The 19,466-nt window shown below is 64.1% G+C and carries 13 protein-coding genes; 8 read left to right on the forward strand and 5 right to left on the reverse strand.

Annotation, left to right across the window (positions count from 1 at the left end):
* Positions 1 to 7 precede the first annotated feature (7 nt).
* Positions 8 to 802: an endonuclease/exonuclease/phosphatase family protein gene (locus ACOKS3_RS18635; RefSeq protein WP_103448105.1), complete on the forward strand. Its 795-nt coding sequence runs from the start codon at positions 8 to 10 to the stop codon at positions 800 to 802.
* A 321-nt stretch (positions 803 to 1,123) separates the two neighbouring features.
* Positions 1,124 to 2,203 (forward strand): autotransporter domain-containing protein, encoded by a 1,080-nt coding sequence (locus ACOKS3_RS18640; protein WP_103448106.1) that lies wholly within the window; start codon positions 1,124 to 1,126, stop codon positions 2,201 to 2,203.
* A gap of 101 nt (positions 2,204 to 2,304) precedes the next feature.
* Here the strand turns inward: ACOKS3_RS18640 and glgB are convergent, their stop codons facing one another.
* The 3 genes from glgB to ACOKS3_RS18655 are packed head-to-tail and all read right to left on the reverse strand — an operon-like array spanning position 2,305 to position 9,907.
* On the reverse strand, positions 2,305 to 4,515 hold the full coding sequence (glgB, locus tag ACOKS3_RS18645) for a 1,4-alpha-glucan branching protein GlgB (protein WP_103448107.1): 2,211 nt from the start codon (positions 4,513 to 4,515) through the stop codon (positions 2,305 to 2,307).
* A complete protein-coding gene (gene treS / locus ACOKS3_RS18650) occupies positions 4,516 to 7,833 on the reverse strand; it encodes a maltose alpha-D-glucosyltransferase (RefSeq protein ID WP_422763511.1) in 3,318 nt (1,105 codons plus the stop codon).
* A gap of 55 nt (positions 7,834 to 7,888) precedes the next feature.
* Positions 7,889 to 9,907 (reverse strand): alpha-1,4-glucan--maltose-1-phosphate maltosyltransferase, encoded by a 2,019-nt coding sequence (locus tag ACOKS3_RS18655; RefSeq protein WP_103448109.1) that lies wholly within the window; start codon positions 9,905 to 9,907, stop codon positions 7,889 to 7,891.
* A 140-nt stretch (positions 9,908 to 10,047) separates the two neighbouring features.
* Between ACOKS3_RS18655 and ACOKS3_RS18660 the strand changes: the two genes are divergently transcribed.
* On the forward strand, positions 10,048 to 10,209 hold the full coding sequence (locus ACOKS3_RS18660; protein ID WP_181004509.1) for a hypothetical protein: 162 nt from the start codon (positions 10,048 to 10,050) through the stop codon (positions 10,207 to 10,209).
* Positions 10,210 to 10,365: 156 nt separating this feature from the next.
* Here the strand turns inward: ACOKS3_RS18660 and ACOKS3_RS18665 are convergent, their stop codons facing one another.
* Positions 10,366 to 12,045, reverse strand: coding sequence for an AMP-binding protein (locus ACOKS3_RS18665; protein WP_103448110.1), 1,680 nt, complete (start codon positions 12,043 to 12,045; stop codon positions 10,366 to 10,368).
* A gap of 205 nt (positions 12,046 to 12,250) precedes the next feature.
* Between ACOKS3_RS18665 and ACOKS3_RS18670 the strand changes: the two genes are divergently transcribed.
* From ACOKS3_RS18670 to ACOKS3_RS18685, 4 genes are read left to right on the forward strand one after another with little or no spacing between them, the layout of a single operon-like run.
* Positions 12,251 to 13,414, forward strand: coding sequence for an isovaleryl-CoA dehydrogenase (locus ACOKS3_RS18670; RefSeq protein ID WP_103448111.1), 1,164 nt, complete (start codon positions 12,251 to 12,253; stop codon positions 13,412 to 13,414).
* A 19-nt stretch (positions 13,415 to 13,433) separates the two neighbouring features.
* Entirely contained in the window at positions 13,434 to 15,041 is a 1,608-nt protein-coding gene (locus tag ACOKS3_RS18675) for a carboxyl transferase domain-containing protein (RefSeq protein WP_422763510.1), read from the forward strand.
* Positions 15,042 to 15,044: 3 nt separating this feature from the next.
* Positions 15,045 to 15,860: a gamma-carboxygeranoyl-CoA hydratase gene (locus ACOKS3_RS18680; protein WP_422763509.1), complete on the forward strand. Its 816-nt coding sequence runs from the start codon at positions 15,045 to 15,047 to the stop codon at positions 15,858 to 15,860.
* Complete coding sequence (locus tag ACOKS3_RS18685) at positions 15,857 to 17,809, forward strand: acetyl/propionyl/methylcrotonyl-CoA carboxylase subunit alpha (protein WP_422763508.1); 1,953 nt, start codon at positions 15,857 to 15,859, stop codon at positions 17,807 to 17,809. Before ACOKS3_RS18680 ends, ACOKS3_RS18685 begins: the two co-directional genes overlap by 4 nt.
* Before the next feature lie 350 nt (positions 17,810 to 18,159).
* Here the strand turns inward: ACOKS3_RS18685 and ACOKS3_RS18690 are convergent, their stop codons facing one another.
* Positions 18,160 to 18,813: a LexA family protein gene (locus ACOKS3_RS18690; protein ID WP_103448115.1), complete on the reverse strand. Its 654-nt coding sequence runs from the start codon at positions 18,811 to 18,813 to the stop codon at positions 18,160 to 18,162.
* Between the two features lie 130 nt (positions 18,814 to 18,943).
* On the opposite strand from ACOKS3_RS18690, the gene ACOKS3_RS18695 reads away from it, so the two are divergent.
* Positions 18,944 to 19,255 carry a DUF6124 family protein gene (locus ACOKS3_RS18695; RefSeq protein ID WP_103448116.1) on the forward strand — a complete coding sequence of 104 codons (312 nt, stop codon included), beginning with the start codon at positions 18,944 to 18,946 and terminating at the stop codon, positions 19,253 to 19,255.
* Positions 19,256 to 19,466: the final 211 nt, after the last annotated feature.

Raw genomic sequence — 19,466 nt, forward strand, 5'->3', positions numbered from 1 at the left:
AGCCACCGTGAACCTCGAAGCCGGCAGCCCAGGTTTCGCCAGTACTCGTCAGGCCACGCCGGTCAACCGGCTGAGGGTGCTGACGGTGAACACCCACAAGGGCTTCACCGCCTTCAACCGGCGCTTCATCCTGCCTGAGCTGCGCGAGGCGGTGCGCAGCACCCAGGCCGATATCGTGTTCCTCCAGGAAGTGCTCGGCAGCCACGACCGCCATGCCGCGCGCTACCCTGGCTGGCCACAGACCTCGCAATACGAATTCCTCGCCGACAGCATGTGGAGCGACTTCGCCTACGGCCGCAATGCGGTGTACCCCGACGGCCACCACGGCAATGCACTGCTGTCCAAGTACCCGATCATCGAGCACCGCAACCTCGACGTGTCGATCACCGGCCCCGAGCGTCGCGGCCTGTTGCACTGCATCCTCGACGTCCCCGGCCAGCACAAGGTGCATGCCATCTGCGTGCACCTGTCGCTACTGGAAAGCCATCGGCAGAAGCAACTGCAGCTGCTGCGCCAGTTGCTCGATGGGCTGCCTGCCGATGCACCGGTGATAATCGCCGGCGACTTCAACGACTGGCAGCAACACGGCAACCGCACCCTGCGCCTGCAGCGCGACCTGCACGAGGCCTTCGAGCGTCATCACGGCCTGCTCGCCCGCACCTACCCCGCTCGCCTGCCGCTGCTGCGCCTAGACCGCATCTACCTGCGCAACGCCGATAGCCATGCGCCGCAGATTCTGGGGCACAAACCTTGGACGCACCTTTCCGACCATCTGCCACTGGCCGTGGAGGTCAGGTTGTAACAATGATTCGGCATAGCCAGTGCCGCAGAAATAGCGATCACCGCTATACCTGAAAAATTAACTAGGCTAATCAGCGACTTAAAAACAACCACGGCCCTTGAACAGATCTTTCACGCTTTCTTGACGCAAGCGCCGGTCTCTCCTTAGCTGAACAGTAATCACTAGACGTAAAAACTCGCGCCGGGCCTCTAGCTCGCGCCTTTGCTCGCGCCTGCGAAAGCTGGCGCGCTGGTTTGGGTCGCCCTCTGTTTTTGTCGTACAGCTCGTGACACGCAGGCCAGGTCCTTGGGCTGTACAACAATAAAACAGAGGAGATCCGCCATGAAAACAACCTCGAATCCCTTGCGCTTCGATCGTATTTTCTACGCGGTTTCCACGTCGATGCTTCTGGCAACCCCGGTGGAAACTTTCGCGTTCGAACTGCAGGAAGATCCGATCTCCCCCAGCTACCTGCAACAAGCGACGGTTCCGACGTTGTCGCTCGAACCGGTCAGCGCCAGTGGCCTTAACATGGGTACGCTGAACGCCTTCAGCGAGAAGATGGGCGAACGGCACAGCCTGCCAGCCCCCGACCTGGCGGGCGGCCAGTGGGCGCAGTTCTTCCCTGGCGCCACACCACAACCGGGTGCGCGGGCGCCAGATCAACTGGAAGCGCCCAGCCAGCAACTGATGATCGGCCCGGACCTGTTCGTGCGTGAAACCGCCGATGGCAACGTCCACCGTGCGGGGATTTTCGTTGGGCACAACAACCTGCAGAGCAGCCTCAGCGGTGCACGGCCATTGCTGGGGGACAAGCAGCGCAACGCGGTCAACCTCAGTGGCAGGAGCCTGGGGGTGTACTGGAGCATGACCCATGAACACGGTTGGCACGTGGATGCCGTGGCCATGGGCTCGCGCATCGAGGTGATGGGCCGTGACGACAGCGGCCAGCGCCTGGATGACAGCGGCCATGCGATGACCTTTTCGGTGGAAGGTGGTTACCCGATCGGCCTGGGTGGCGGCTGGGTCATCGAGCCGCAGGCGCAGTTGATCAACCAGCAGTTCTTCCCAGGCAACCAGGTGCAGGCAGAGACCTTGAAGGCGTTCGACAGCCAGCCCAGCTGGAGCGGCCGGGTCGGTGCCAAATTGTCCGGGCGCTACGAGGTGAAAGGCATGCCGATCGAGCCCTATGTGCGGACCAACGTCTGGTATGACTTCAACGATACCAGCGAGGTGAAGCTGGACCAGGTCGACAAGATCTCCAGCTCGCGCTATTCGACCACGGTGGAATTGGGCTTGGGGTTGGTGGCACGGGTGACACCTAAGGTGGCGCTGTTTGTCAGTGCCGATTACAGCAGTGATGTGGATGGCAATGACATCAACGGGCTGATTGGCAGCCTTGGGGTGCGGATGCGGTGGTAGGCAGGCCTGGCCTCTTCGCGGGACAAGCCCGCTCCTTCAGAGGTTACGAAACCCTTGCAGGAGCGGGCTTGCCCCGCGAAGAGGCCAGCTCAGGCAACCCTTCAGGCTGGCTTCATCACCAGCACACCCAACGGCGGCAGGTTAAGGGCCAATGACAACGGCTGCCCATGGCTGGCCACCTCATCACTCGCCACCGCCCCCAGGTTGCCGACATTCGACCCGGCATACAGCTCGGCATCGCTGTTGAGCAGCTCCTGCCAACGCTCACCGAACGGCACGCCAATCCGGTAGCCCTCACGCGGCACCGGGGTGAAGTTGGCCACCACCAGCAGCGGCTCGCCCTGGCTGCTCCAGCGCAACCAGGCATACACGCTGTTGTGCGCATCATCGCCGATCAGCCACTGGAAGCCCTGAGGCTGGCAGTCCTGCTCGTGCAGCGCCGGCAGTTCGCGGTACAGGCGGTTGAGGTCACCGACCAGGCGCTGCACACCCTGGTGCTCGGGGTATTGCAGCAGGTACCAGTCCAGCTGATGATCGTGGTTCCACTCGCGCCACTGGCCAAACTCGCAACCCATGAACAGCAGTTTTTTGCCCGGGTGGGTCCACATGAAGGTCAGGTAGGCGCGCAGGTTGGCAAACTTCTGCCACCGATCACCGGGCATCTTGTCGATCAGCGAGTGCTTGCCATGCACCACCTCGTCGTGGGAGATCGGCAGGATGAAATGCTCGGAATAGGCGTAGATCAGGCCGAAGCTCATCTCGTTGTGGTGATAGGTGCGGTGCACCGGGTCGTTCTGGATGTAGTGCAAGGTGTCGTGCATCCAGCCCATGTTCCACTTGTAGGCAAAGCCCAGGCCGCCCTGTTGGGTCGGCTGGCTTACGCCCGGCCAGGCGGTGGACTCCTCGGCGATGATCAGTGCGCCCGGTGCCTCGTGGGCGGCGACGCCATTGAGGTGGCGGATGAAGTCGATTGCCTCGAGGTTCTCACGCCCGCCGTGGCGGTTGGGCACCCATTCGCCGGCCTTGCGCGAGTAGTCGCGGTACAGCATCGAGGCCACCGCATCAACACGCAACCCGTCGATGTGGAAGTGCTTGAGCCAGTGCAAGGCCGACGCCATCATGAAGCCACGCACCTCGTTGCGGCCGAGGTTGTAGATCAGCGTGTTCCAGTCCTGGTGGAAGCCTTCCAGCGGGTTGTCGTACTCGTAAAGCGCGGTACCGTCGAACCGGGCCAGGCCGTGTTCGTCGGTGGGGAAATGTGCCGGCACCCAGTCGAGGATCACGCCGATGCCGCCTTGATGACAGGCATCGATGAAGGCAGCGAAGTCTTCAGGGCTGCCATAGCGCGAGGTCGGTGCGAACATCGACAGCGGCTGGTAGCCCCACGAGCCACCGAACGGGTGTTCCATGATCGGCAGCAGCTCGATATGGGTGAAGCCCAACTGCTGCACGTAAGGCACCAGGCGCTCGGCCAGTTCACGCCAGTTGTAGTAGCGCGACACTTCACCCAGATCGTCGAGTTCGCACTGCCAGGAACCCGGGTGCAGCTCGTAGATCGACAAAGGTGCGCTGTAGGCGTGGCGCTGGGCGCGATGCTCCATCCAGTCGTGGTCCTGCCAGTCGTGGCTCAGTTCGGCGGCCACCTTCGACGCGGTGCTCGGTGGCAGCTCGGTGGCGCGGGCCAGCGGGTCAGCCTTCAGTGGCAGTATGCCGTCCTTGCCGAGCACTTCGAACTTGTAGGTTTCACCCACACCCAGGCGTGGCACGAACAACTCCCATACGCCAGCGCTGTGGCGTAGGCGCATGGGGTGGCGGCGGCCGTCCCAGTTGTTGAAGTCACCCACCACCGACACCCGCCGCGCATTCGGCGCCCACACCGAGAAGCACACGCCGTCGATGCCATCGACCTGGATCGGCTGGGCGCCGAAACGCCCGGACAGGTCGCGGTGGTTGCCTTCGGCGAACAGGTAGAGGTCCATGTCGCCCAGTTGCGGGCCGAAGCTGTAGGGGTCTTCGGTCAGCTGCTCGCCACCGGCCCAGCCGATGTGCAGCAGGTACGGCTGTGCCTCATCGAGGTGCGCGCTGAACAGGCCAGGCAGGCTGCCCTGCACCATTTCGGCGAGGAGGCGCCCATCATGGCGCGCCAGCACCCGCACGTTCAGGGCATTGGGCAGGAAGGCACGGACCAGCAGGCCGCCCTGCCCGTCAGCGTGGGGGCCCAGCACTGCAAAGGGATCGGCGTGCTCGGCGCGGGCCAGGGCATCCAGGTCCCGTTGCCGAAGGCCGCCGTTTTCACGCGTGGTTGCATTCATCTATGACTCTCCCCAGGTACTGATCAGTCCATGCAGGCCATGCAAGGGCACGGCCAGCCAACTCGGACGGTTCTCGGCTTCGTATGTGATTTCGTAGGCGGCTTTTTCCAGGCAGAACAACTCCAGTGCGGCGCGCTCGCCCTCGGCCTGTTGCCAGGCGTGGGGCATGGCAGCGGTGGCCAGGCCATAAGCTTCGACGAAGGCATGCCGCGACTGGTGCAGGTACTGCCGGGCAACCCGTTGCCGGGCTTGCCGCGCCGGGTCGGAAAGGTCCACGGCAGACGCGCTGCGCAAGATCATCGCAGCAGCATAGTCGAAGGATCGCAACACGCCGCTGACATCCTTGTACGGGCTGTGCTTGGCTCGGCGGTCGTCCAGTGGACGGGCCGGTTCGCCTTCGAAATCGATCAGGTAGGCATCGCCCTGCACTACCAGCACCTGCCCCAGGTGCAGGTCGCCATGCACGCGCATCAGCAGGCCGCCCTGGGCCTGTTCGGCGAGCTTGGCGATGTGCTGGGCGAGGCCGTCACGCTGCTGTTGCAGGTCATCGACCAGGGCCTGGCTGTCGGCGTCGAGGTGTTCGCGGTGCTGGGCCAGCAGATCGAGGGCGTGGTTCAGTTCGGCACTGATCTGCGCACTCCAGCGTTGACCGTCTTCGGCGTCGCTTGGGCGTGGCTGGAAGGCTTCATCGGTGGTCGGTGCCGCCAGCAACAGGTGCATCTCGCCCAGGCGCTGGCCGAGCAAGGCGGCGAAGCCGTTGAGCTCGGCCAACGCGTCGGTGTGCGCTTCGGCGTCGACGCTGGTCGGTTCCATCTCATCGCGGATGGCCCGCTCCAGGGTGTTCTGGGTCCAGGCCCAGGCATCGCCTTGGTTGCTCAAGTAACCCTGGGCAATCATCAACAGGTGCGGCGCGCCCTGCTCATCAACGCGGCTGACCCAGGCCAGCAACGGCGAGATGTTGGCAAAGCCGGCGGCGGTGAGGTAGGCGCTCATTTCCAGCTCAGGGTGAATGCCCGGGTTAACCCGGCGAATCAGCTTGAGCACCACTCGGTCGCCAATCACCACCGAGCTGTTGGACTGCTCGGCGCTGAGGTAGCGCACCTCGCTTTCTTCGTTTAGCTCAAGGCCGGCCAGCTGGGCTGTGCAGGCGAAGCGCAGCTCGCCCTGGCCATTGCCGCAAGGCAGGTGCATGCCGTCCTGACAGGCGCGCAGCACGGCTCGGATGAACGGTTCGAGGACGAAGGCGTCGGTGATCAGACCCACCTGACGGCCACGGCGTACCCGCGACAGCGCCAGCTGCTGCGGCAACGCCGTGTTGATCTGCTCTTCCGGCAGCAGGCCGAACGGCAGCAGGTAACGGGTGGCCACGCCATTGCTGAGCACTTCGATCTCGCTGAGCAGCACTGGCGTGGTGGCAGTGCCGAAGCGTACGCCGTAACGCAAGCGCACCTGGTCGATCGGGCCTTCCTTGCCGGCGAACCAGCGGCGCTTGGGCAGGTATTGCGGCAGGACTGTGTCGTTCAGAGTGTCGCTGGAGGGGGATTCGAGCAGTTCTTCCATGCGTTTGCGCAGTACTAACGTGGTCAATTCCGGCAACCCCTCGGTAGCTTGGATGTGGCAGCTGGGCATGCGGTCGTGGGCAGCCAGCAGGAACCAGTAGAAGGCATAAGGTGGCAAGGTCAGCAGGAACGGCAGTTGGCCAATCGGCGGGAAGGCACTGCCACCGAGCATCTCCACAGGCACTTTGTCAGCGTATTGCGACAGTTCGAGTTCGGCAGCCTGGGCGGCACGCGAGACGTTGGCGACGCAGAGGACCACTTCGGTGTTGCCGCCTTCGTCGGTGTACTCGCGGATATACGCCAGGATGCGCCGGTTGCTCGGCGTCAGCGTGCGCAGGCTGCCGCGGCCAAAGGCCTTCTGCTGCTTGCGCACGGCCAGCAGGCGGCGGTTCCAGTTCAGCAGCGAGTGCGGGTCGTGAGCCTGGGCTTCGACGTTGACGGTCTGATAGCCGTACAACGGGTCCATGATCGGCGGCAACACCAGGCGCTGCGGGTCGGCCCGGGAGAAGCCGCCGTTGCGGTCCGGTGACCACTGCATAGGGGTGCGTACGCCGTCGCGGTCGCCGAGGTAGATGTTGTCGCCCATGCCCAGTTCATCGCCGTAGTACAGCGTCGGCGTGCCGGGCATGGACAGCAGCAGGCTGGTGAGCAGCTCGATGCGCCGCCGGTCACGCTGCAGCAGCGGCGCCAGGCGCCGGCGGATGCCAAGGTTGATACGTGCGCGGCGGTCTTCGGCGTAGTAGTTCCACAGGTAGTCGCGCTCGCGGTCGGTGACCATTTCCAGGGTCAGTTCATCGTGGTTACGCAGGAAGATCGCCCACTGGCAGTTGCCCGGGATTTCCGGGGTCTGGCGCAGGATGTCGGTGATCGGGAAGCGGTCTTCCATGGCCAGGGCCATGTACATGCGTGGCATCAGTGGAAAGTGGAAGGCCATGTGGCATTCGTCGCCATCGCCTTCGCCAAAATACGGTCGGGTGTCTTCGGGCCACTGGTTGGCCTCCGCCAGCAGCATGCGGTCGGGGTAGTTGGCGTCGATCTCGGCGCGGATCGCCTTGAGCACCGTGTGGGTTTCAGGGAGGTTTTCGTTGTTGGTGCCGTCGCGCTCGATCAGGTACGGGATGGCGTCCAGGCGCAGGCCGTCGACACCCAGGTCGAGCCAGAAGCGCATCACCCCGATCACCGCCTTGAGCACCTGTGGGTTATCGAAGTTGAGGTCCGGCTGGTGCGAATAGAAGCGGTGCCAGAAGTACTGGCCGGCGACCGGGTCCCAGGTCCAGTTGGACTTCTCGGTGTCGAGGAAGATGATCCGCGTGCCGTCGTACTTCTGGTCATCATCCGACCACACATAGAAGTCCCGCGCTTTGCTGCCGCGCTTGGCATGGCGGGCACGCTGGAACCACGGGTGCTGGTCGCTGGTGTGGTTGATGACCAGCTCGGTGATCACCCGCAGTCCGCGCTTGTGCGCCTCGGCGATAAAACGGCGGGCGTCGGCCATGCTGCCGTAGTCCGGGTGCACGGCCTTGTATTCGGCGATGTCGTAGCCGTCGTCGCGCCGTGGCGAGGGGTAGAACGGCAGCAGCCACAGGGTGTTGACGCCAAGCTCGGCGATGTAGTCGAGCTTGCTGATCAGGCCGGCGAAATCGCCGATGCCGTCGTTGTTGGCATCGAAGAACGACTTGATGTGCAGCTGGTAGATCACGGCGTCCTTGTACCACAGCGGGTCATCGATGAAGGCTGCCGGGCGGGAACGCTTGGCCATGGGTGACTCCTTTCAGATCTCTCTAAGGTTCCCACAGGGGATGATGTGCGCCGTGCTAGCGGGCCTTTTCGATGCGCCAGATGCCAAACGGCTGGTGCCAGGGCTCGATGCGCATCCACTGGGTCTTGCCATGCCAGGTCCAGCGGTGGCCGTTCATCAGGTCCTCGCCCAGGGTGTCGGCGTTGTCATCCAGCCCCAGTTCCCACAACGGCAGCTCGAAACTGGCCTCCTGGGCGTTGTGCGGGTCGAGGCTGATTGCCACCAGGATGTAGTTGTCGCGCTCGGGTGTGCGCTTGGCGAAATACAGGATGTTGTCGTTCCAGCAGTTGAAGAACGCCACACCCAAGTGCGTCTGCAACGCCCGGTTCTGCCGACGGATGCGATTGAGCTGGGCAATCTCGGCGACGATGTTGCCGGGCTGGTTGAAGTCGCGCGGACGGATCTCGTATTTCTCCGAATCCAGGTACTCCTCCTTGCCCGGCAGCGGCGTGCCTTCGCACAGCTCAAAGCCCGAATACATGCCCCACAAACCCGAGCCCATGGTCGCCAGCGCGGCACGGATGAGGAACCCGGCACGGCCCGAGGTGTGCAGGAAGTAGGGGTTGATGTCCGGCGTGTTGACGAAGAAGTTCGGCCGGTAGCAGTGGCACCACGGCGGCTGGTTGAGTTCCTCGAAGTACTCGCGCAGCTCCTGCTTGCTGTTGCGCCAGGTGAAGTAGGTGTAGCTCTGCGCATAGCCCACCTTGCCCAGGCGCGCCATCATTGCAGGCTTGGTGAAGGCCTCGGCGAGGAAGATCACCTCGGGGTACTGGCTGCGCACATTGGCGATCAGCCATTGCCAGAACGGCAGCGGCTTGGTGTGCGGGTTGTCGACGCGGAAGGTCTTCACGCCCTCCTCGACCCAGCCGACCACCACGTCACGCAGGGCCAGCCACAGGCTCGGTACGGCGTCGGCGGCGTAGAAGTCGACGTTGACGATGTCCTGGTACTTCTTCGGTGGGTTCTCGGCGTAGCGAATGGTGCCGTCGGGGCGCCAGCTGAACCAGCCGGGGTGCTCCTTCAGCCAGGGGTGGTCCTGGGAGCATTGGATGGCGAAGTCCAGGGCGATTTCCAGGCCGTGCTCGGCCGCAGCGGCCACCAGCCGACGGAAGTCCTCACGGGTGCCCAGCTGCGGGTGGATGGCCTCATGGCCGCCCTCCGGGCTGCCGATCGCATAGGGGCTGCCGGGGTCGCCGGGCTCGGCGCGCAGGGCGTTGTTGCGGCCCTTGCGGTGCTGGGTGCCGATCGGGTGGATCGGCGGGAAGTACAGCACATCGAAGCCCATGTCGCGGATCATCGGCAGGCGTTCGTGCACGTCGTTGAAGGTGCCGTGGCGCTCGCGGCTGTCGGTGATCGAGCGCGGGAACAGCTCGTACCAGCTGGCGAACAATGCTGCCGGACGATCGACATCGATGGGGAATTCGCCGCTGCGAGTCAGGTAACTGCGGTGCTCGGCTTCGGCCATCAGCCGTGCGGTGTCAGGGTGCAGCAGCAACGCCACCTGGTCATCGGCCTTGAGCGAAACCAGCCGCTGCTGCAAGGCGCTGAGCTCCTCGCGCAACGCGCCTTCGCTGAGGTCAATACCCTGGCCGAGCATCAGCCGGCCCTCTTCCAGCTCCAGCTTGACCTCGACCCCGGCGTGGTACTTCTTCTCCAGGTCGTGGCAGTAGGTGGCGAACGGGTCAATCCACGCCTCGATGCTGAACAGGTGCGGGCCCAGTTCAGTGGGGGTGAACTCGGCCAGCCACAGGTCGTTGCCCGGCGACTGCATCGGTACGCAGTGCCAGCGGCGGCTGTGGGCCTGGCGCCAGTTGAGCACCACCGCCAGGCGGTCGTGGCCGTCGCCGTAGACCTTGCTGCTGACGGCGACCGGCTGGCCGCTGACGGCCTTGGCGGCGAAGGTGCCGGCATCGAGCACGGGTTGGGTGTCTTCGATCACGATGCGCGGCGCCAGCAGCGCCTGGGACAGGCTGATGGCCTGGTCCGGGTGATCGTTCGCCATGGGCACGCTTTCAAAGGGCTCGTTTCGTGACATCGACCTTGCTCCCTCAGGCTGGTGGCGGTAAGGGTTCAGAGCCGGGTACAGGCGTGGGGTTCAAAAAAATTGAGCGAACGGCAACTGCCAGCGGTCAGAGCCTGCAGCACCTCTTCAATTCATCCACGCGAGGTCAGGCCATGAACATTCCGATTCCACCGGAAACTCCCGATCCCAACATCGACGACCCGAGTTTGCCGCCGCCCGTACCGGAAGAAGACCCGGACGAGCTGCCGATCAAGCCGACCATGCCGCCGACGGTGGGTGATCCGCCGAGTGATGAACCACCGGTGAAGGCTTAAGGGTAGCCCCGTTGTTGGGAGATGGTGGCGTGAGATGGATTGAGGGCGCGCGCGGTGGGTTCGCCGTATAAAAATCTCGCCTGTGCCACCGAGCGCCGCGCGGGCGGCGCTCGATCTCGAAACCAGGAAAAATGCCACGACCAACCACTTCCGGCCTCAGCCGACCAAAGCTGCTACCTCCGCCACACTGATCTCGCGCATCCTGAACTTCTGCACCTTGCCGGTCACCGTCATCGGGAACTCGTCAACGAAGCGGAAATGCCGTGGCACCTTGAAGTGCGCAATGCGCGCCTTGCACCAGCCCTGCAATTCCTCGACCGTGGCGCTATGCCCCGGATGCAGCTTGATCCAGGCGACGATCTCCTCGCCATAACGGCTGCACGGGATGCCGACTACCTGCGCATCGGCCACCGCCGGATGAGTGTAGAAAAACTCTTCCAGCTCCCGCGGATAGATGTTCTCGCCGCCGCGAATGATCATGTCCTTGTTGCGCCCGACGATGCGCACATGACCCTGCTCATCCATCACTGCCAGATCGCCCGAATGCATCCAGCCGGCCGGGTCAATGGCGTCCGCCGTGGCCTGGGGGTTGTCCCAGTAGCCGAGCATCACGCTGTAGCCACGGGTGCACAGCTCGCCAATCTCGCCACGGCCGACGATGCAGCCATCGGCGTCCACCAGCTTGGTCTCCAGCTGTGGCTGAGTACGGCCGACGGTGGTCACGCGCAGTTCCAGTTCATCCTCCGGGCCGGTCTGCAGCGACACCGGGCTAGTCTCGGTCATGCCATAGGCGATCTGCACCTCGGCCATGTGCATCTGGTCGATCACCCGGCGCATCACCTCGATCGGGCACGTGGCGCCGGCCATGATGCCGCTACGCAAGGTCGACAGGTCCAGTTGCGTGCGCGACGGATGATCGAGCATGGCGATGAACATGGTCGGTACGCCATAGAGGATGCTGGCGCGCTCCTCGGCTACAGCGCGCAGGGTCAGTTCGGCGTCGAAGGCATCGTTGGGGTAGACCATGGTGCTGCCGTGGGTGATGCAGCCGAGGTTGGCCATGACCATGCCGAAGCAGTGATACAGCGGCACCGGGATCACCATGCGGTCACGTTCGCTCAGGCCCAGGCTCTCGCCGACCATGAAGCCGTTGTTGAGGATGTTGTAGTGGCTGAGCGTGGCGCCCTTGGGCGCGCCGGTGGTGCCGGAGGTGTACTGGATATTCACCGGCTGGTCGAACTGCAGGCTTTGCTGACGCGCCGCATAGGCTTCGGTCGAGGTCTGCCCTGCCCGCTCGGCCAATGCCGGCCAGGGCAGGAAGCCGCTGGGCGGGTTGGCCGCCAGGCTGATCACCCCACGCAATTCGGGCAGGCGTTCGCTGGCCAGCCCACCCAGGTGGCTGGTCGCCAGTTCCGGTACCAGTTCCTGAACCATGGCGTGGTAATCGGAGGTCTTGAATGCATCGGCACACACCAGCCAGAGGCAGCCGGACTGGCGTAGCACGTACTCCAGTTCACCCACGCGATAGGCCGGGTTGATGTTGACCAGGATCGCACCGACCTTGGCGCTGGCCAGTTGCAGGATGCACCACTGGGCGCAGTTGGGCGACCAGATGCCGACCCGGTCGCCGGTGTTCACGCCCAGAGCCATCAGGGCACGGGCATGTACATCGACCTGTTCGGCCAGCTGCCGCCAGCTATAGCGCAGGCCCTGGTGGCGCACCACCAGCGCTTCGCCGTCGGCGCAACGGGCCACGGTGGCATCGAAGGCCTGGCCGATGGTCAGGGTCAGCAGCGGTTGGTCCTGGCGACCGCAGGTATAGCTTGGTTGACTCATGGGTGTCCCTTCTTGTGGTTGTTCTGGGCACGGCTGAAGCGAGCTGGGAATACTCTGGCGCAGATTTACGTTTACGTAAAGGTGATGAGCCGATTGACAGTGACGGAAGGCAGGTTTACGTTAACGTAAAGGTGATCAATGACACCGGCGCCAGATCCGCGAGCTACGGTGTTACCCATATTTCAAGAACAACAAGGTGCCCAGCATGCATTACCCCACCCTGAACTTCGCCTTGGGCGAAACCATCGACATGCTCCGCGACCAGGTGCGCACCTTCGTTGCCGCCGAACTGGCCCCGCGCGCCGCACAGATCGACCATGACAACCTGTTCCCCGCCGACATGTGGCGCAAGTTCGGCGACATGGGGCTGCTGGGTATCACCGTGTCGGAAGAATACGGCGGCGCCGGCCTGGGCTACCTGGCCCACGTGGTGTCGATGGAAGAGATCAGCCGCGGCTCGGCCTCTGTCGCACTGTCCTACGGCGCCCACTCCAACCTCTGCGTCAACCAGATCAACCGCAACGGCACCCACGAGCAGAAGCTCAAGTACCTGCCCAAGCTGATCAGCGGCGAGCACATCGGCGCACTGGCCATGAGCGAGCCAAACGCCGGTTCCGACGTGGTGTCGATGAAACTGCGCGCTGAAAAACGCGGCGACCACTACGTGCTCAATGGCAGCAAGACCTGGATCACCAACGGCCCCGACGCCAACACCTACGTGATCTACGCCAAGACCGACCTGGACAAGGGCCCCCACGGCATCACCGCGTTCATCGTCGAACGTGACTGGAAAGGCTTCAGCCGCAGCAACAAGTTCGACAAGCTGGGCATGCGCGGCTCCAACACCTGCGAGCTGTTCTTCGACGGCGTCGAAGTGCCGGCAGAGAACATCCTCGGCCAGCTCAACGGCGGCGTGCGCGTGCTGATGAGCGGCCTGGACTACGAGCGCGTGGTGCTCTCCGGCGGCCCGACCGGCATCATGCAAAGCTGCATGGACCTGGTGGTGCCGTACATCCACGACCGCAAGCAGTTTGGCCAGAGCATCGGCGAATTCCAGCTGATCCAGGGCAAGATCGCCGACATGTACACCCAGCTCAATGCCAGCCGCGCCTACCTGTATGCCGTGGCCCAGGCCTGTGACCGTGGCGAGACCACCCGCAAGGACGCCGCCGGGGTTATCCTCTACACCGCCGAACGCGCCACACAAATGGCCCTGGAAGCGATCCAGATCCTCGGCGGCAACGGCTACATCAACGAATTCCCGGCTGGCCGCCTGCTGCGCGACGCCAAGCTGTACGAAATCGGTGCCGGCACCAGCGAAATTCGCCGGATGCTGATCGGCCGCGAACTGTTCAACGAAACCCGCTGAGCACGAGGGACGGGCGCACATGGCTACCTTGCACACCCAGATCAACCCGCGTTCGGCGGAGTTCGCCGGCAATAGCGCGGCCATGCTCGAACAAGTCCAAGCCCTGCGCGGTCTGCTCGCCCAGGTGGCCCAGGGCGGCGGGCCCAAGGCCCAAGAGCGGCACACCTCGCGTGGCAAGCTGCTGCCGCGCGAGCGCATCGACCGCCTGCTCGACCCGGGCTCGCCGTTCCTCGAGATCGGCCAGTTGGCCGCCCATGAGGTGTACGGCGAAGACGTACCGGCTGCGGGCGTGATCGCCGGCATCGGCCGCGTCGAAGGCGTGGAATGCATGATCGTGGCTAACGACGCTACGGTCAAAGGCGGCTCCTACTACCCGCTGACGGTGAAGAAGCACCTGCGCGCACAGACCATCGCCCTGCAGAACCGCCTGCCGTGCATCTACCTGGTGGACTCCGGCGGCGCCAACCTGCCGCGCCAGGACGAAGTGTTCCCCGACCGCGAGCACTTCGGGCGGATCTTCTTCAACCAGGCCAACATGAGCGCGCTGGGCATCCCGCAGATCGCCGTGGTGATGGGCTCGTGCACCGCAGGCGGCGCCTATGTGCCGGCCATGGCCGACGAAGCGATCATGGTGCGCGAGCAGGCGACCATCTTCCTCGCCGGGCCGCCGCTGGTGAAGGCGGCAACCGGTGAGGTGGTGAGCGCCGAGGACCTCGGCGGCGCCGATGTGCACTGCCGCACCAGCGGCGTCGCCGACCACTACGCCGACAACGACGAACACGCCTTGGCCATCGCCCGGCGCAGCGTGGCCAACCTCAACTGGCACAAGCTCGGCAAGCTGCAGCGCCAGGCGCCGGTTGCACCGCTGTACAACGCCGACGAGCTGTATGGCGTGGTGCCGACCGATGCCAAGCAGCCGTTCGACGTGCGCGAAGTGATCGCGCGGCTGGTCGACGGTTCGGCATTCGATGAATTCAAGGCGCTGTTCGGTACCACCTTGGTGTGCGGCTTCGCCCACCTGCACGGCTACCCGGTGGCAATCCTGGCCAACAACGGGATCCTCTTCGCCGAGGCAGCGCAAAAAGGCGCGCACTTCATCGAACTGGCCTGCCAGCGCGGCATCCCACTGCTGTTCCTGCAGAACATCACCGGTTTCATGGTCGGCAAGAAGTACGAAGAAGGCGGCATCGCCAAGCACGGCGCCAAGCTGGTCACCGCCGTGGCCTGCGCCCAGGTGCCTAAGTTCACGGTGATCATCGGCGGCAGCTTTGGCGCCGGCAACTACGGCATGTGCGGCCGCGCCTACGACCCACGCTTCCTGTGGATGTGGCCCAATGCGCGCATCGGCGTGATGGGCGCCGAACAGGCCGCCGGGGTGCTGGCGCAGGTCAAACGTGAGCAAAGCGAACGCAGCGGCCAGGCCTTCAGCGCCGAGGACGAGGCCAAGCTCAAGCAGCCTATCCTCGACCAGTACGAGCACCAGGGCCACCCCTACTACTCCAGCGCCCGGCTGTGGGACGACGGTGTCATCGACCCGGCGCAAACCCGCGACGTTCTTGGCCTGGCGTTGTCCGCCGCGCTGAACGCACCGATCGAACAGAGCCGCTTCGGCATTTTCCGGATGTGACCCATGAGCGCTTTCAGCACCCTCGAAGTGATTCGCGACCCCCGCGGCTTCGCCACCCTGTGGCTGAGCCGCGAGGACAAGAACAACGCCTTCAACGCGCTGATGATCCGCGAGCTGATCGTTGCCCTCGACCAGCTGGCCGAAGACGCCGGCCTGCGCTTCCTGCTGCTGCGCGGCCGCGGCCGGCACTTCAGCGCCGGTGCCGACCTGACCTGGATGCAGCAATCGGCGCAACTGGACTTCAACACCAACCTGGATGATGCCCGCGAGCTCGGCGAGCTGATGTATGCCCTGCACCGCCTCAAGGCGCCGACCCTGGCCGTGGTACAAGGCGCGGCCTTCGGCGGCGCGCTGGGCCTGATCAGTTGCTGTGACATGGCCATTGGCGCCGAAGACGCCCAGCTGTGCCTGTCGGAAGTGCGCATCGGCCTGGCCCCGGCAGTGATAAGCCCGTTCGTGGTCAAAGCCATCGGCGAACGCGCCGCGCGCCGCTATGCCCTGACCGCCGAGCGTTTCAGCGGTGCGCGGGCCCGCGAGCTGGGCCTGCTGGCCGAGGTGTACCCGGCCATTGAGCTGGACGCACAGGTCGAAGCCTGGGTGAACAATATGCTGCAGAACAGCCCGCAAGCACTGCGCGCCACCAAGGACCTGCTGCGCGAAGTGGACGATGGCGAACTCAGCCCGGCCCTGCGCCGCTACTGTGAAAACACCATCGCCCGCATCCGGGTCAGCGCCGAAGGCCAGGAGGGCTTGCGCGCCTTCCTGGAAAAACGCCGCCCGGCCTGGCAAACCGACGACAAGAAGGAGCCGCGCCCATGAGCCGCCCCGCTTTGACCACCCTGCTGGTCGCCAACCGTGGCGAAATCGCCTGCCGGGTAATGCGCACCGCCAAGGCCATGGGCCTGACCACCGTCGCCGTGCACAGCGCCACCGACCGTGATGCCCGCCACAGCCGCGAAGCGGATATTCGCGTCGACCTGGGCGGGAGCAAGGCCGCCGACAGCTACCTGGTGGTCGACAAGATTCTCGCCGCAGCCAAGGCCAGCGGCGCCCAAGCCATCCACCCTGGCTACGGTTTCCTGTCCGAGAACGCGGGTTTTGCCCGCGCCATCGAACAGGCCGGGCTGATCTTCCTCGGGCCACCGGCCAGCGCCATCGATGCCATGGGCAGCAAGTCGGCGGCCAAGGCTTTGATGGAAGACGCCGGGGTGCCGCTGGTGCCCGGCTACCACGGTGAAGCGCAAGATCTGGATACTTTCCGCGCCGCCGCCGAGCGCATTGGCTATCCGGTACTGCTCAAGGCCAGCGCCGGGGGTGGTGGCAAGGGCATGAAAGTGGTCGAGGACGAAAGCCAACTGGCCGACGCCCTGGCCTCGGCACAGCGTGAAGCAGAGTCGTCGTTCGGCGATGCGCGCATGCTGGTGGAAAAGTACGTGCTCAAGCCACGCCATGTGGAAATCCAGGTGTTCGCCGACCAGCACGGCAACTGCCTGTACCTCAACGAGCGTGACTGCTCGATCCAGCGCCGACACCAGAAGGTGGTTGAGGAAGCGCCCGCGCCGGGTCTGTCCGCCGAGCTGCGCCAGGCCATGGGCCAGGCAGCGGTCCGCGCGGCCCAGGCCATCGGTTACGTCGGTGCTGGCACCGTCGAGTTCCTGCTTGATGCCCGTGGCGAGTTCTTCTTCATGGAGATGAACACCCGCCTGCAGGTCGAGCACCCGGTCACCGAAGCCATCACCGGCCTCGACCTGGTGGCCTGGCAGATTCGCGTGGCTTGCGGCGAGCCGCTGCCGATCACCCAGGACCAAGTGCCGCTGATCGGCCATGCCATCGAGGTGCGGCTGTATGCCGAAGACCCGGCCAACGATTTCCTGCCGGCCACTGGCACGCTCACGCTGTATCGCGAGTCGGCAGCGGGCGAAGGCCGTCGGGTGGACAGCGGGGTCAGCGAGGGCGATATGGTGTCGCCGTTCTACGACCCGATGCTGGGCAAGCTGATCGCCTGGGGCCGGGACCGCGAGCAGGCGCGCCTGCGTTTGCTGGCGATGCTCGATGAATTCGCCATCGGCGGGCTGAAGACCAACATCGCCTTCCTGCGCCGCATCCTCGCCCACCCTGCGTTTGCAGCGGCGGAACTGGACACTGGCTTCATTCCCCGCCATCAGGACGTACTGCTGCCAACACCTCAGGCATTGCCTGCGGGCTTCTGGGAGGCCGCAGCAGAAGCCTGGCTACAAGGCCAGGCGCCGCATCAACGGGCTGACGATGCACGCTCACCATGGGCTGAGCGCAATGGCCTGCGCCTGGGGCTGCCGGCGCGCAGCAGCCTGCATCTGGTGAGTGGTGGCGAAAGCCAGTCGGTTGCCCTGGAGCGCAGCGCCGCTTCGGCCTGGCAGTTGGATGGCGAACAGCTGGGCCATGACCAGGACGGTGTCCGTCGCCGCTATCTGGCGGTACGTCGCGGTGGCACGCTGTTCCTGCGCTGGGATGGCGAGGTGCATGGCGTCGAAGCCTTCGACCCGATTGCCGAGGCCGAGGCCAGCCACAGCCATCAGGGCGGGCTGGGGGCTCCCATGAACGGCAGCATTGTGCGGGTGCTGGTGGAGCCTGGGCAGGTGGTTGAGGCGGGAACGGCACTGGTGGTGCTGGAGGCGATGAAGATGGAGCACAGTATTCGCGCGCCCCATGGCGGGACCGTGAAGGCGCTGTTCTGTGAGGAAGGGGATATGGTCAGCGAAGGGACGGTATTGGTCGAATTGACAGAGTAAGGCGGTGCGTTGGGTGACGGCCGAGGGGGCCTGTCGCGGTTTTTGTAGCGCCTGTGAGATCGAGCGCCGCCCGCGCGGCGCATCGCGAGCTGCGCTCGCTCCTACGATTGTTTCGGGCCAATTATTGCTGGGGGATTTGCGCGCGAACGCTTTGGCGCATGGCGCGATATCGCGTCGTACAAACAAGGCGGTCGCGCGTGGCTGTCACAGGCGTTACTGGCCAAAAACAAACGTAGAAGCAAGCGCAGCTCGCGATGCGCCGCGCGGGCTGCGCTCGATCTCACAGGCGCTGAAAATCTGTTGGCATGCACCTGCCAGCCCCAATTGAACACAACGCCCTACTCGACCCTCTAGAAGGCCCCGTGCACCCGCACCACCACCCCGAGAAACTCGCAGCTCTCCTCGCACAACACCGTCGGATAACGGGTATTGAGCGGCTTCAACATGCGCTCCCCGCCCTCCTCGATCAATTGCCTCAGAACCGCCGAGCGCCCAGGCTGTCGAGCAATGACCAACCTGCCCGGCTCCGCTGGCAGCCCGGTATCAACCAGAATGCGCATACCCTCCGGCACACTCTTGCCACTGGCCGCATTCATCGAATCGTTTTCCACCGCCAGCCAGAAAGCATTACCCGCCGGCATATAGTCGGTCTGCTCGCTGATTTCGCTGGTCTCTGGTAATGGCCCCTGCAGATCTGCCCACGTCAGCACCGGGAAACGAAAGCTCGCATAGCGCAACGCCTCAGCTGACAAAGGCCTCTCGGCAGCATAGGTAGCCTGAGGTTCGCGCACCATGTCGCGCTCCACCACCATCACCTGGGCCTCCAGGTACACCAGCCCGAGCTTGTCCAGCTTTTCATTGATGGTCGCCAGCGTCGGCCGTCGGGTTCCACGCAGCCAGTGGCCGACGCCGCCTTGAGTCATGGCCAGGCGCTCCGCGAGCTTTAGCTGGCTGAGGTTGTGTTCGCGCTTGTAGCGCTTGAGAAATGCGTTCCAGTTTTCCATGAGCGCAAACAATACGGACTGTATTAGCCGCTTCAATACACATCCTGAATTATCTCAATCAAGATAAATAGTACAGATTGACCTACCCTGTGGATTCATTGTGTTGGAAAGGAACTCAGCAGGTATCGCGATGAAACCAACGAAAAACGACGTAACAGATCTCGACAGCGAAGCGGCCCGCCGCGCCCTCGATTACTACCTGAACCCCAACCCCACGCGCCCCAGCGCGCACAACCAGATCTGGACCCTGCACGCCGGCGTCACCGCCGAGCAGGCCCAGGACCACGCCATCGAATTACTCCGCTGTGCCGCCGCCACCGCCCACGAAACCGCAACCCATCAGGAAGGCAGCACCCGCGAGCTGACGTTCGCGCTGATGCACATGATCGACATGGCCAGGGCCCTGCTGGAGCACAAGCGCGCCCTGCAGAACGGGCTGTAGGTACAAGAAGAAGGGAGAAACGTGATAGCCAGCTAGCCAGGAAAGGCACCGGCGAGAGGCCCTGATTGCCGGGACAGGAAGCGCACCGGTAAAACTTTTTTACCGGATAAATGAAAATTCATTTGACTGGCAAATGATAACGATTATTATTGCACTCAGCTGATCGCAAGATCTGCTGGATAACCCGGAGCTTAGGTCGCTCCAGATTATC

The sequence above is a fragment of the Pseudomonas sp. HS6-2 genome, from assembly GCF_049325675.2.
Lineage (GTDB): Bacteria > Pseudomonadota > Gammaproteobacteria > Pseudomonadales > Pseudomonadaceae > Aquipseudomonas > Aquipseudomonas putida_N.

What these genes read in the sequence shown, in the direction of transcription:
- ACOKS3_RS18655 (WP_103448109.1), bottom strand. Translation starts at nt 9,907, where the DNA reads ATGTCACGAAACGAGCCCTTTGAAAGCGTGCCCATGGCGAACGATCAC.
- ACOKS3_RS18695 (WP_103448116.1), top strand. Translation starts at nt 18,944, where the DNA reads ATGAAACCAACGAAAAACGACGTAACAGATCTCGACAGCGAAGCGGCC.
- treS (WP_422763511.1), bottom strand. Translation starts at nt 7,833, where the DNA reads ATGGCCAAGCGTTCCCGCCCGGCAGCCTTCATCGATGACCCGCTGTGG.
- ACOKS3_RS18685 (WP_422763508.1), top strand. Translation starts at nt 15,857, where the DNA reads ATGAGCCGCCCCGCTTTGACCACCCTGCTGGTCGCCAACCGTGGCGAA.
- glgB (WP_103448107.1), bottom strand. Translation starts at nt 4,515, where the DNA reads ATGAATGCAACCACGCGTGAAAACGGCGGCCTTCGGCAACGGGACCTG.
- ACOKS3_RS18675 (WP_422763510.1), top strand. Translation starts at nt 13,434, where the DNA reads ATGGCTACCTTGCACACCCAGATCAACCCGCGTTCGGCGGAGTTCGCC.
- ACOKS3_RS18640 (WP_103448106.1), top strand. Translation starts at nt 1,124, where the DNA reads ATGAAAACAACCTCGAATCCCTTGCGCTTCGATCGTATTTTCTACGCG.
- ACOKS3_RS18680 (WP_422763509.1), top strand. Translation starts at nt 15,045, where the DNA reads ATGAGCGCTTTCAGCACCCTCGAAGTGATTCGCGACCCCCGCGGCTTC.
- ACOKS3_RS18690 (WP_103448115.1), bottom strand. Translation starts at nt 18,813, where the DNA reads ATGGAAAACTGGAACGCATTTCTCAAGCGCTACAAGCGCGAACACAAC.
- ACOKS3_RS18665 (WP_103448110.1), bottom strand. Translation starts at nt 12,045, where the DNA reads ATGAGTCAACCAAGCTATACCTGCGGTCGCCAGGACCAACCGCTGCTG.
- ACOKS3_RS18670 (WP_103448111.1), top strand. Translation starts at nt 12,251, where the DNA reads ATGCATTACCCCACCCTGAACTTCGCCTTGGGCGAAACCATCGACATG.
- ACOKS3_RS18660 (WP_181004509.1), top strand. Translation starts at nt 10,048, where the DNA reads ATGAACATTCCGATTCCACCGGAAACTCCCGATCCCAACATCGACGAC.